The organism is Microvirga alba (assembly GCF_015694465.1).
GTDB classification, from domain to species: domain Bacteria; phylum Pseudomonadota; class Alphaproteobacteria; order Rhizobiales; family Beijerinckiaceae; genus Microvirga; species Microvirga alba.
On sequence record NZ_JADQDO010000010.1, the window covers coordinates 1 to 12,375 of the forward strand.

General features: G+C 62.2%; 14 protein-coding genes and 1 tRNA gene. 10 read left to right on the forward strand and 5 right to left on the reverse strand.

From position 1 onward, the window contains the following. The coding region (locus tag I2H38_RS17065; RefSeq protein ID WP_196273083.1) for a cadherin repeat domain-containing protein at nt 1-509 on the reverse strand (509 nt) is incomplete at its 3' end. Between the two features lie 622 nt (nt 510-1,131). Between I2H38_RS17065 and I2H38_RS17070 the strand changes: the two genes are divergently transcribed. The 8 genes from I2H38_RS17070 to I2H38_RS17105 all read left to right on the forward strand — a co-directional run bounded on the left by I2H38_RS17070 (nt 1,132) and on the right by I2H38_RS17105 (nt 8,801). Beyond that, the gene (locus I2H38_RS17070; protein WP_196273084.1) at nt 1,132-3,693 is read left to right on the forward strand and encodes a TIGR02302 family protein; all 2,562 of its coding nucleotides are present in this window, start codon (nt 1,132-1,134) and stop codon (nt 3,691-3,693) included. Between the two features lie 76 nt (nt 3,694-3,769). Beyond that, nucleotides 3,770-3,961 carry a twin transmembrane helix small protein gene (locus tag I2H38_RS17075; RefSeq protein WP_196273085.1) on the forward strand — a complete coding sequence of 64 codons (192 nt, stop codon included), beginning with the start codon at nt 3,770-3,772 and terminating at the stop codon, nt 3,959-3,961. A 94-nt stretch (nt 3,962-4,055) separates the two neighbouring features. Then, nucleotides 4,056-4,652: an acyloxyacyl hydrolase gene (locus tag I2H38_RS17080; protein ID WP_196273086.1), complete on the forward strand. Its 597-nt coding sequence runs from the start codon at nt 4,056-4,058 to the stop codon at nt 4,650-4,652. A gap of 26 nt (nt 4,653-4,678) precedes the next feature. Next, nucleotides 4,679-5,254 carry a cob(I)yrinic acid a,c-diamide adenosyltransferase gene (locus I2H38_RS17085; protein WP_196273087.1) on the forward strand — a complete coding sequence of 192 codons (576 nt, stop codon included), beginning with the start codon at nt 4,679-4,681 and terminating at the stop codon, nt 5,252-5,254. Between the two features lie 6 nt (nt 5,255-5,260). Continuing rightward, a complete protein-coding gene (locus I2H38_RS17090; protein WP_196273088.1) occupies nt 5,261-5,968 on the forward strand; it encodes a rhomboid family intramembrane serine protease in 708 nt (235 codons plus the stop codon). 102 nt (nt 5,969-6,070) lie between these two features. After that, nucleotides 6,071-6,820 (forward strand): electron transfer flavoprotein subunit beta/FixA family protein, encoded by a 750-nt coding sequence (locus tag I2H38_RS17095; protein WP_196273089.1) that lies wholly within the window; start codon nt 6,071-6,073, stop codon nt 6,818-6,820. Between the two features lie 76 nt (nt 6,821-6,896). Continuing rightward, nucleotides 6,897-7,841, forward strand: coding sequence for an electron transfer flavoprotein subunit alpha/FixB family protein (locus tag I2H38_RS17100; protein ID WP_196273090.1), 945 nt, complete (start codon nt 6,897-6,899; stop codon nt 7,839-7,841). A 78-nt stretch (nt 7,842-7,919) separates the two neighbouring features. After that, nucleotides 7,920-8,801, forward strand: a complete 882-nt coding sequence (locus tag I2H38_RS17105; RefSeq protein WP_196273091.1) for a 3-hydroxybutyryl-CoA dehydrogenase — start codon at nt 7,920-7,922, stop codon at nt 8,799-8,801. A 107-nt stretch (nt 8,802-8,908) separates the two neighbouring features. Here the strand turns inward: I2H38_RS17105 and I2H38_RS17110 are convergent, their stop codons facing one another. Continuing rightward, nucleotides 8,909-9,406 (reverse strand): DedA family protein, encoded by a 498-nt coding sequence (locus I2H38_RS17110; protein WP_196273224.1) that lies wholly within the window; start codon nt 9,404-9,406, stop codon nt 8,909-8,911. Between the two features lie 224 nt (nt 9,407-9,630). On the opposite strand from I2H38_RS17110, the gene I2H38_RS17115 reads away from it, so the two are divergent. Then, nucleotides 9,631-10,200: an HNH endonuclease gene (locus I2H38_RS17115; protein WP_196273092.1), complete on the forward strand. Its 570-nt coding sequence runs from the start codon at nt 9,631-9,633 to the stop codon at nt 10,198-10,200. 13 nt (nt 10,201-10,213) lie between these two features. Here the strand turns inward: I2H38_RS17115 and I2H38_RS17120 are convergent, their stop codons facing one another. Together I2H38_RS17120 and I2H38_RS17125 are read right to left on the reverse strand one after the other, a co-directional pair. Next, the gene (locus tag I2H38_RS17120; protein ID WP_196273093.1) at nt 10,214-10,702 is read right to left on the reverse strand and encodes a disulfide bond formation protein B; all 489 of its coding nucleotides are present in this window, start codon (nt 10,700-10,702) and stop codon (nt 10,214-10,216) included. 11 nt (nt 10,703-10,713) lie between these two features. Beyond that, nucleotides 10,714-11,295, reverse strand: coding sequence for a YqaA family protein (locus tag I2H38_RS17125; RefSeq protein WP_196273094.1), 582 nt, complete (start codon nt 11,293-11,295; stop codon nt 10,714-10,716). Between the two features lie 151 nt (nt 11,296-11,446). On the opposite strand from I2H38_RS17125, the gene I2H38_RS17130 reads away from it, so the two are divergent. Beyond that, a tRNA-Leu gene (locus I2H38_RS17130) sits at nt 11,447-11,531 on the forward strand. A gap of 157 nt (nt 11,532-11,688) precedes the next feature. On the opposite strand, the gene I2H38_RS17135 is transcribed toward I2H38_RS17130, so the two are convergent. After that, nucleotides 11,689-12,225: an RNA pyrophosphohydrolase gene (locus I2H38_RS17135; protein ID WP_210324850.1), complete on the reverse strand. Its 537-nt coding sequence runs from the start codon at nt 12,223-12,225 to the stop codon at nt 11,689-11,691. Nucleotides 12,226-12,375: the final 150 nt, after the last annotated feature.

The following is a 12,375-nucleotide window of genomic DNA, read 5'->3' on the forward strand; positions in this document are numbered from 1 at the left end:
GCGGCGCTGAGCGTGCCGACGGTCACAGGATCCTCGCTCTCGTTGATGGTGGTGTTCGACAGAGCAAGATCCGTCGGAGCATGGTTCACAGGCTCGACCGGATCGTCGGACGGATCGTTGGTGACCGTGATCGTGAACATCTTCGGCTCGCTCACGCCGTCGGGATTGCCGTCCGACGCCTTGACGTAGATCTTGTACGTCTTGACAGCATCGGGGCCGTCAAACTCGAGCGCCTTGCCGGGCGCAAGCTTGATCTGGCCGTTCTCGATGACGAACCAGCCGCCAGCATCGCCGCCGTCCTCGGCGTCGCCGTCGAACGACCACTCGAACTCCGTGTCCCCGTCCTCGTCCCACGCCGTCAGATCGCCAACGATCGTCTCGCCTTCAACGACCGAGATCCCATCGGTTTCACCGCCAAGCTTCAGGTCGGTCGGCGCATGGTTGTCTGCAAACGCAAGTACGCTCTCTTCAATCGGAAAAGTCGTGGTTGTTGAATTCGATGCCGTCACGGCGATGCCCCTATATTAAGAATCTTTATTTCCTTTGAAAGGATGAGCCTATATAGCGTTGCATATATGCCATATCAATAACTTTATTTCATGCTCATCCCGATGCGCAATCCGCTGAAAGAAAATGCGTTTTTGTCCGCGCAGTGATCGTTCAGTAACAACGACCGATTTGCGTTAAAATTACTCGCTTCACAACAAGTCAACGCACGTTTATTCTTTTAAAATCGCAACAAAGTGATATTTCTTACCATTTTGCCAATCAAATAAAGTATTATTTAAAAGAAACCACCCCGACAAATATACCCGGAGCAGGGAAGCCCGGAAAAAGAAAAACACGGATATTCCTCCGGAGATTGCGAAGCCGAACGACGGATGAAGGCTTGCTAATCTTGCCGGCAACGCGAAACGCGTCGAGCCAGTCCCTCGCCGACTGAGGCCCGTTGCCTCCGCGAGCCGCCCAATGGCCTCGCTCTTCTCGACATGACGAGGAATTGATCGCGATTGGGGCCTTCGACGGCCTCCTCCCTGCGCCGTGCCCATTTGACGGCTGGTCATAGGGACGAGCCATGCTACCTTCAATCGGGGAACGAAGACGGAGGACTTGTGCGCGGGAGATGATGGCATGAGCGACGGCCCCAACCACTTTCCGGCGCGAAGTTCGCTCGGCACCCGGTTCGAGCGCTTTGTCGCGCGGGCACGTCGATCCCTGTGGTGGGAGCGATCCTGGCCTCTGCTATGGCTGCCGATTGCAGTTGTGCTTCTGTTCCTGACCGCGTCCTGGCTTGGCCTATGGCTCGATCTGCCGCCCGTCTGGCGTATGGCGGGCCTCGGCCTCTTCGCCCTGGCGCTCGCCGGGTCTTTCTGGCCATTCCTCCGCTTGCGGGCGCCGACCCGTGCCAATGCCCTCGATCGCCTCGACAGGGATACGGGTTTGACCGGTGCACCGGCGCGCGCGCTGGATGATACCCTGGCCCTCGGCTCGAACGACGCCGGAACGCGGGCGCTCTGGGCGCTTCACCAGAGGCGTGCGGAAGACGCAATCGCCCGGATGCGAGTCTCCCCGCCCCGCCCCGACATGCCCAGACGCGACCGCTACGCCTTTCGTGCAGCCGGTCTGGTCGCTGCGGTGGCCAGCGCTTTCGTGGCGGGCCCCGAAATCGGTTCGCGCCTCGGCGCGGCTTTCGACTGGCGAGCGCCCAAGGCCGCGCCGCCAACCTTTCGCATCGATGGCTGGATCGACCCCCCGCGCTACACGCGCGTACCGCCTATCATGATCGACCTCGCCAAGGAGCAGCGTCTGCGTGCGCCGGTTCATTCAACCGTGGTCGTCCGCGCTGCCGGTGAGGGAAGCGCCGAAATCACCGCGACGCAGGGATTGACCGCGCTGCCCGCCAGCGGCAACCCGCGACCGGGGCTACAGGAGCAGCGGTTCACGCTCGATGGCAGCGCCGAACTGACGGTCGGCACCGGACGCTCCCAAAGCGCTAGGCTGGCCATCGACGCCATTCCGGACAACCCGCCTGAAATCACCTTCACAGGCCCCCCCGAGGTGAATGCCCGCGGCACCTTCACCCTCACCTACAAGGGCAAGGACGATTACGGCATCGTGTCCCTCGAAGGCGTGGTCGAAAGAGCCGAGGGCGGCAAAGGGCGCTCTCTCGTCACCGCGCCCCATCTCGACCTGCCGCTTCCCAGCCATGACGAGAAGGCCCCGGAAACGCGTTCTCCCGTCGATCTCACGGGTCATCCCTGGGCCGGCGCCAAGGTCACGATCACGCTTCGGGCCAAGGACGATGCCGGCCAAGAGGGCGTGAGCGAGGCAATCACCTTCACCTTGCCCCAGCGTCCCTTTACCAATCCGCTCGCCAAGGCCCTGGTCGAACAGCGGCGCAAACTGGTGCTGGTCCCCGATGACCGCAAACGGGTCCAGACCGCCCTCGATGCGTTGCTGATCGCACCCGACAGCTTTACGCCGCAATGGGGCGTGTTCATGGGCCTGCGCGTAGGTGCCAGCCGCCTGCGCCGCGCGCGGACCGACCAGGATCTGCTCGACGTGGCCGACTGGCTTTGGAACATGGCGCTCCAGATCGAGGACGGCGGCCTCTCGGACGCCGAGCGCGAACTGCGCGCCGCCCAGGATCGCCTCAAGGAGGCCATGGATCGCGGCGCGCCGAACGAAGAGATCAAGCGCCTGACCGATGAGCTGCGGCAGGCAATGGACAAATTCCTGCGCGAATTTGCCCAACGGATGCAGCAAAATCCGCAATCGCGCGACCCCAATCAACGCGGCCCCGAGCGCGTGATCTCGCAGGATGATCTCAATCGCATGCTGCGTCAGATGGAAGACGCCATGCGCCGCGGCGACATGGCTGAGGCGCAGCGGCTCCTGGATCAATTGCGCAATATCCTGGAAAATCTTCAAACCGCACAACCGAACAGCCGCATGACCGATCCGCTCGGGCGCGAAATGAACCAGGCTATGCGGGATCTGGAAAACATGGCGCGCGACCAGCAAAACCTGCGCGACGACACGTTCCGGCAAGGCCAGAACAAGCGCATGCAGCAGGGCGACCGGAACCGCATGCGGCAGGGTCAAAGGCCGGGGCAACGCCAGCCTGGCCAGCGCGGCCGTGAGGGTGACGAGCAGGATCAGAATCAGGCCGATAACGGCCAGGATGGCCAGCAGGATCAGGACGGCCGCGCGTTGAATCAACGGCAGCAGGCTCTCCGCGAAGCCTTGGAGGATCTGCAACGGCGGATGCAGGGTCTCGGAATGCAGGGCGAACAGGGCCTCAACGACGCCGAGCAAGCCATGAAGGAAGCCGAGGGCGCCCTCGGGGAAGGCCAGGACGGCCCCGCCGTCGATGCGCAGGGCCGCGCCTTGGAAGCCTTACGCCGCGGCATGCAGGGAATGGCCCAGCAGATGCAGCAAATGCAGCAGGGCCAGGGCGACGATCAGCCTGGCGGCTCTCAAGGAAACGAGCAGGCGACACAGCGGGACTACGACCCGCTCGGACGGCCACCGCGCGAGAGGGGAATGTCCGATGGCTCCGCCGTCGTCCCGGGCCCTGACGCTGCGGCACGAGCCCGGCAGATCTTGGACGAATTGCGTCGCAAACTGGGCGATCCGACGCGGCCGCAGGAGGAACTCGATTATTTCGATCGGCTGTTGCGCAAGAATTGATTCGGCGCGAACCAAATCCCTTGCGTCGTCGTCCGGATCGCGCCACGGTCCGCCAAAATATTCCGATGGAATCAAGATGACCAGTTTTGTCGATCTACTTGTGCCTGTGGCCGTCATGGCGGTCGCTTTTGTTCTCCTTCTCGGCCTTATCAACATGTTACGTGGCGGGAGCGCCAACCGGTCGCAGCAGCTCATGCGCCTTCGCATTTTGCTCCAATTTCTGGCAATTATCATCATCATGGGCGTAATCTGGTGGAGAGCGGCCTAGCTGCACCTTATTGACACATTCTCGCCATCGTTCTCTATAAGAGACTATTAGGTATATTCGGCGACCCAATCTTAACCAGGTGATGGAACTCTTGATGCGTGTCGGCACAGTTATAGGCATGAGCCTTCTGGTCGCCTCCATGGGAGCAACGGGGGTTGCCAACGCATCCGAGGTCAAGCGGCAACCCGGCTCGACTGCCTCGGCGCAGCCCAGCCTGCTTTCTGAGTTTCGATTCGGGTTCTCCGCGCAGGATCCCTGGGGCGCTGAAGGGCGCGACGGCTCCGCCAACCTGACCGGCGAAATCCTTTTCGCGAAGCCCTTTACGCCATCCGACCTCTTCACCAGCTATTTCGTCCCGCGGCCTCATATCGGAGGCAGCCTGAACTTCGACGGCCGAACCAGCTTCGCCTATGCCGGCCTTTCCTGGACCATCGATGTAACGCCCAGCCTCTTCGTCGAAGGCAGCATCGGCGGCGCGATCCACAACGGCAACCGGAACCCCGTCTATACGCCTCCCGATCTTCAGGCGTTGGGCTGTTCGCCCCTGTTTCGTGAATCCGGCTCGGTGGGCGTGCGCCTCGCGGCCAATTGGAGCGTGGTGGCCACCGTCGAGCATCTCTCAAACGCCGGCGCCTGCGCGGAAAATCGGGGCTTGACGAACATCGGCGCGCGGGTCGGGTATTCGTTCTAGTCGAACTCCAACCGCTTGGGCCATCAATGGTCGTCCTCAATCGCATCTACACCCGCACGGGCGACAAGGGCACGACAGCCCTCGCCGCAGGGGGGCGGCGTCCCAAACACGATCTGCGCATCGAAGCCTTCGGGACGGTGGACGAAACCAACGCCTGTCTTGGCATGGTCCGGCTCCACACCGCGGGGCATGAGATCGACCCGATGTTGGGCCGCATCCAGAACGACCTGTTCGATCTGGGCTCTGATCTGGCCACCGTCGAGACCGGAAAACCCCTCCCCTATGAACCGCTGCGCATCACCCAGGCCCAGGTGGAGCGCATCGAGCATGAGATCGACCAGCTGAACGCGCATCTCGCGCCGCTCCGCTCGTTCGTTCTGCCCGGCGGAACACCCGCCGCCGCTGTGCTTCATCTCGCACGGACCGTTTGCCGCCGCGCTGAGCGTTGCGTCGTTGAATTGATGCAAAAGCCCGACGAGAAGGTTTCACCGGAAGCGCTGAAATACCTGAACCGGTTATCGGATTTTCTCTTCGTCGCCTCGCGTTACATCAACGACAAGGGCGCTCTCGACGTTCTTTGGGTGCCGGGGCAGAACCGCTAGGAACCGATGTTTCTTCCGCTTCATGACGGCATCCCGCTACGGAACATGAAGACGCCGATCATGACGCGGTCGCTGCTCGTGGTCTGCACCGTCGTTTATCTCTTCACGTTCTACGGACCTCTCGGGCCGGATGCGATGGTGGCCGGCTTCGGCCTGATCCCATCCGTCTTATTCGGGACAGAAATTCTTCCCGAAGGCTACCCGTTCGGGCCCGCGCCGCTGACACTCGCGACCAACATCTTCCTGCACATGTCGCTCATTCACCTTCTCGGCAACATGCTGTTTCTCTGGGTCTTCGGCGACAATGTGGAAGATGCCATGGGGCATCTCCGTTTTCTCTTGTTTTTCCTGATATGCGGAAGTGTCGCCAGCCTGGCCCATGCTCTCGCCCTACCTGCCTCGGATCGCCCGTTGATCGGGGCATCGGGCGGTGTAGCCGGAGTCGTGGCGGCGTATCTCATTCTCTACCCCCGTGTGCGCATCTGGGGCCTTTTCTTGCAAGGGATTCCTTTGCGCGTGCCAGCCTATGGAGCCATCGGTTTCTGGTTTGCCTTGCAATTCATCGCCGCGTTTTTCGGCGGCGATGAGGGCGTGGGTTGGTTCGCGCATCTGGGAGGCTTCGTTGCAGGCGCTCTTCTCATCCCCATCATGCGCCGGCATGCCGATCCCGTGCAGGCGCGCGTTGACGCGCAAGAACTGCAAGCGCCGCGTTGACAATCAAGAAGCTCTCGCTAGGGTCCGTTCCATCTTATTCCTACCCGTCCGGATAGCGCCACCGGCTGCGTCCGGATCTGACTTTTCGATAGGGACAGTCGTATGAAGCTCCTGGTGCCTGTGAAGCGTGTCGTTGACTATAACGTCAAGATCCGGGTGAAGCCTGACGGATCGGGCGTTGAGCTGGCAAACGTGAAGATGTCGATGAACCCCTTCGATGAGATCGCCATCGAGGAAGCGGTTCGGCTGAAGGAGCAGGGCAAGGCGACCGAGATCGTCGCCGTTTCCATTGGGCCGGCCCAGGCCGCGGAGACGATCCGCACGGCACTTGCGATGGGCGCGGACCGCGGCATCCTGGTGAAGACCGATGCGACGGTCGAGCCGCTCGCCGTGGCAAAGATCCTGAAGAAGCTGGTCGAGCAGGAGAGCCCGCAGCTCGTCATCATGGGCAAGCAGGCGATCGACGACGACGCCAACCAGACCGGACAGATGCTGGCCGCATTGTTGGGCTGGCCACAGGGCACCTTCGCCTTCAAGGTCGCGCTGGACACGAACACCATCGACGTGACCCGCGAGGTCGATGGCGGCCTGCAGACGGTGAGCCTGACGCTTCCGGCCATTGTCACCACGGACCTGCGCCTGAACGAACCACGCTATGCGTCGCTTCCCAACATCATGAAGGCGAAGAAGAAGCCGCTCGACGAGACGACCCCGGAGACGCTCGGCGTCGATGTGGCACCGCGCCTGAAGGTGGTGAAGACGGCCGAGCCCGGCGGCCGCAAGGCAGGCGTGAAGGTCGGCTCGGTGGCCGAACTGGTGAACAAGCTCAAGACCGAAGCCGGCGTGCTTTGATTTCGAATTCTCGCATTTTCGAACGGCGACCGGTTCCCACCTCGCCTGAAAATGCTTCCTGCGGGAGAACAGAACAATGACCACATTGCTGATCGCCGAGCACGACAACGCTCATTTGAAGGACGCGACCCACAAGGCGCTTTCCGCCGCCGCTGCCCTTGGCGGCTCGGTCCATGTGCTGGTGGCAGGCAACAATGCCAAGGCTGCCGCGGACGCCGCATCGAGGCTTGCCGGCGTCGAGAAGGTGCTTCTTGCGGACAATGTCGCTTACGAGCACCAGCTCGCCGAGCCGCTCGCCGCGCTGATCGTATCGCTTGCCGGGCCGTATGACGCCATCCTCGCGCCGGCGACCACTACGGGCAAGAACGTGCTGCCGCGGGTGGCCGCTCTGCTCGACGTGATGCAGGTCTCCGACATCACCAAGGTCGTCTCGCCCGACACGTTCGAGCGGCCGATCTATGCCGGCAACGCAATCCAGACCGTGCAGGCGACCGACCCGAAGAAGGTCATCACCGTGCGCACCGCCGCGTTCCCGGCAGCCAGCGAGGGCGGCTCCGCCCCCATCGAGACCGTGAACCCGGCCGCCGATCCGCAAGTGTCGCGTTTCAAGGGCGAAGAGATCGCCCACACCGACCGCCCGGAGTTGACCTCGGCGAAGATCATCATCTCGGGCGGCCGCTCGCTCGGCTCGGCGGAGAACTTCACCAAGTATATCGAGCCGATCGCCGACAAGCTCGGCGCGGCCATGGGCGCGTCGCGCGCGGCGGTCGACGCGGGCTACGCGCCGAACGACTGGCAGGTCGGCCAGACCGGCAAGGTCGTGGCCCCGGACCTCTACATCGCTGTCGGCATCTCCGGCGCGATCCAGCACCTCGCCGGCATGAAGGATTCCAAGGTCATCGTCGCCATCAACAAGGATGAGGAAGCCCCGATCTTCCAGGTCGCGGATTACGGCCTCGTCGGTGATCTGTTCACAATCCTGCCCGAGCTGCAGGAGGAGTTGACCAAAGCCGGTCATTAGGGTCAGGAATAATCAAGAGCGGGACGGGCCTCCTGCCCCGCTCTTTAGATGGCAAGGAGGTCCGGGGCAGCACGCGAGATGAGTATCGAGATCAAAACCGTTGGCGTTATCGGCGCTGGTCAGATGGGCAGCGGCATCGCTCATGTGTGCTCGCTTGCCGGCTTTGACGTCCGTCTCCACGACCTGTCGGAGGAGAGGATCAAGGCCGGGCTCGCCACCATCAACGGCAACATGTCTCGCCAGGTCGCCAAAGAGGCGATCAGGGACACCGATCGTCAGGCGGCCCTCGCCCGCATCGTTCCGGCGCTGTCCTATGACGACCTGAGGCCATGCGACATCGTCATCGAAGCCGCGACCGAGAACGAGGAGGTGAAGCGCAAGATCTTCACCGCCCTGAGCCCGTCGCTTCGCCCCGAAACGATGATCGCGACCAATACGTCCTCAATCTCCATTACGCGCCTCGCCGCGGCCACGGATCGGCCGGAGCGCTTCATCGGCATTCACTTCATGAATCCCGTGCCCGTGATGCAGCTTGTCGAGCTGATCCGCGGCATCGCCACAGAGGACTCGACTTACGAATCCTCGAAAGAATTCATCGGCAAGCTCGGCAAGACCGCGACGGTCTCCGAGGATTTCCCGGCATTCATCGTCAACCGCATCCTGCTGCCGATGATCAACGAGGCGATCTACACCCTCTATGAGGGCGTGGGCTCGGTCGATGCCATCGACACCGCCATGCGCCTTGGCGCGAACCACCCCATGGGACCGCTCCAGCTCGCGGACTTCATCGGGCTCGATACCTGCCTGTCCATCATGCAGGTGCTTCACGAGGGCCTGGCGGATTCGAAATACCGCCCCTGCCCGCTGCTCGTGAAATACGTGGAAGCCGGCTGGCTCGGACGGAAAGCCAAGCGCGGCTTCTACGATTATCGGGGCGAGAAGCCGGTTCCGACCCGCTAACCTGCGGACGAAATGTCCTGAGCCAACGTCAAGCGTTAGCTTATGCCCCGCCGCATGCGCTTGTGCTCGCGCTGTCGCGCGTAGGGTCGCCCGCGGCGGACGATGCTCTAGACAAACCGCCGGAACACGTCGGTGAAGAAATAGGGGCCGAAGCTCCAAAGCCCTGCCCATAGGGCTGCGCCGAGGGCGTTCGCGGACACGAAACGCAACCACGGCATCCCAACCGATCCGGCGATAAGGCCATTGAGCTGCCGGAGCAGGACCACGAACCTCGCGATCATCACCATGAAGAACCCCTTGTCGCGCGCCATGACCTCAAGGCGGGTCAAGCGTTCGGGCGTCAGTTTCACCAGCGCTCCATAGCGTTGCAGCAGGCGGCGTCCGCCGTAACGGCCAATGACATAGCCCGTGCTGTCGCCCAGTACCGCGCCGAACCACGCCGCCAGGAAGACATGCTCGATAGCGAGATCGCCCCGCGAGGCCAGCAGGGCGGCTCCGATGAGGGCGCTCTCGCCGGGCAACGGCGCGCCAAAAGCCTCGAAATAGACGATGAAGAAAAGAGCGACGGCGCCGTAGGCCGCGATGGCGGCGTCGATCGAAGCCAGGCTCTGCTGCAGGGTGCTCATACGTCCTCCAGCTCTCTGCATCGACGTTCGTCTAAGGACGTCGCTGAGTATTCACCCTCGCATGCCGACCGTCATCTTGAGATTTTCCCCATGATTTCTGCGTGGTGCGTCATAAACGACCCGCGGCTGAGCTTCACAACAGCGTCACAGTTTCATAGTCTTATACAAACGGGATGAAGACTTTCTCTCTTCGAGGAGGTGAGGTGACGATACACGTCCAGCCTGTTGTGCGACCGGAGGCCTGCCCGGCCCTCGTCCTCAATGCCGATTATCGGCCTTTGAGTTACTATCCCTTGTCGATCTGGTGTTGGCAGGATGCGATCAAGGCGGTGTTTCTAGACCGGGTCAACATTGTCTCCGAATACGACAAAGTCGTTCGAAGTCCGACTTCTGAAATCCGTCTTCCTTCGGTCATTTCGCTCAAGACCTACGTCAAGCCCACACGGCATCCGGCTTTCACCCGCTTCAACGTCTTCCTTCGCGACCGTTTCACCTGCCAATATTGCGGCACACACGAGGATTTGACCTTCGACCACGTCATTCCCCGCTCCAAGGGCGGGCAAACGACCTGGGAGAACGTGGTTGCCGCCTGCGCGCCCTGCAACCTCCGCAAAGGCGACCGCATGCCCCGGGATGTTGAAATGTGGCCGCGACAGAGCCCCTTCGCTCCGACCCTCAACGATCTCCATTCCAACGGACGTCTGTTTCCGCCCAACTATCTGCACGAGAGCTGGCTCGATTATCTCTATTGGGACAGCGAACTCGAGCCGTAGCGCCTCGACGGCCTCAGCCCCGGCTCTTGCGGGCGGCGAACACCGCCAGAGCGGCGAGCGCCAGCGAAATCAGCACATTCCAACCGGCGAGCGACAGGCCGAGGAAGCGCCATGCGGCTTGCGTGCAGCTGACGACCCGGGTCTTTTCGAGTTGATTGAGAAAATCGCCTACATTGCCAGCGCCTGCGCCCGAGGGGCCGCCGCAATCGCTCGGGCCCAGCCAGAGGCCCCATTCGACGCCCGCGTGATACGCGCCCATGCCGGCGCTGACGATAAAGACCAGAGCCAGAAGCCAGAGTCCGATCCGCCCCCACCGCGCCGGAAGAAGGGCCGTTACGAGAGCAAGGGGAATGCCGAGATAGTAAGGGTCGCGCTGCATAAGGCAGAGCTTGCAGGGCTGGTAGCCCCAGACATGCTGGAACACGAGAGCGCCGCCGATGGTCGCCGCCGCCCCGAGCGCGATAGCGAGCGCCGCCTGCCGAACGTCAAGTTTCAACCGCATCGACATCTCTCTCAGACAAGGTACCGGAAGGCCACGAACCCGCCGATGAACACGATCACGCAGATCGCCGCGACGAGGTTGAAATGACGGTCGATGAGGCCCTTGATCGCCGGCCCGAACTTGCTCATCAGCAACCCGACCATGAAGAAACGCGCGCCGCGCGTCACGATCGACAGCAGGATGAACCAGCCGAGGCTGTAACCCGCAAACCCGGACGTGATGGTGACGAGCTTATACGGGATCGGGGTCAGGCCCTTGAGCAGAATGATCCAGTGGCCGTATTCGGCGTAGGAATGCCGGAACGCCTCCGCGCCCTGGGTGAGGCCGTAGAACTGAAACAGCCAGGCCCCGACCGAATCATAAAGCAGCAGGCCGATCATGTAGCCGAGCACGCCGCCCACCACGGAGGAGATCGTGCAGATGAGCGCGTAGGTCCAGGCCTTGTCGGGCCGGGCCAGCATCATCGGAACGAGCATCACATCCGGCGGAACCGGGAAGAACGAGCTTTCCGCAAAAGACACCGCAGCCAGCGCGTAGGGAGCCGAGGGCCGGCCCGCGAGGGAAAGGGTCCAGTCGTAGAGGCGTCTCAGCATGGAAACCCGAAGGATCGAGAAGGATTGAAGCCGTCCGGCCCGCCCTTTTGAGCACAAGCGGCCGCCGCTGGCGAGAGGCACGCATGCCGCGCCCGTTCACATCTCCTCCATTGACCGAACTTCCCGGTGCGTGGTACTCGGCACCCGCGTTGCCCCTGTGGCGGAATTGGTAGACGCGCTCGACTCAAAATCGAGTTCCGCAAGGAGTGCTGGTTCGATCCCGGCCAGGGGCACCATCGTCCATCGGTGACGTAGAAGTCGCAAATCCCTTTTGTGTCGTTTTTCACCGGACGGCTGCGGCCCTTTCGGCGTGCTGGATGCAGCAACTCGACCGGAAGAAAAGACCTCACATAAAATGCCGGGATCAAATATCGAGATGCTGGCTTGCCGACCCTATCCTGGGTGCGGAGCCAACCCACGAAAAGCTGCGACCACGTTCTCGTAAACGGGGCGCTTGAAGGGAATGATCAGCTCCGGAAGGCGATGCATCTCTTCCCAGCGCCATTCGTCGAATTCCGGCCTGTGGTGTCCGCCGCCGGGTTGGAGGATGTTGATTTCGCTTTCCTCGCCCTCGAACCGGAAGGCGAACCATTTCTGGATCTGGCCGCGATAACGCCCGCGCCAGGCTCGGCCCGCGACCATGGAGGGCAGGTCGTAGGCATACCAATCGGGCGCTTCGGCGAGCAGGTGGATCGAGCTGACGCTCGTCTCTTCATACAATTCGCGAATCGCCGCCTGATACGGGTCTTCGCCCGGATCGATACCACCCTGCGGCATCTGCCAGGCGTAGCCGTCCGCCACATGCTCCGCGCCGGCCTCGGAGCGGCGGCGACCGACGAACACCAGCCCGTCCCTGTTGAGGAGCATCACGCCGACGCAGGAGCGATAGGGCATATCCTTTTGGTTCGGCACTCCCTTGGCGCTCCTCATCCGACATAGACCTCTCTGGTGCGGGACCTCAATTTTTTTGACAATTCGTCCCGGGCATTGCCGGCGCGATGGCTCCGACGCACTCACAAGAGTGCAGCTTCGCCCGGTCTGAGACAAGCCTTTCCGCACGGTTTGCGGGCGCTTGAATCA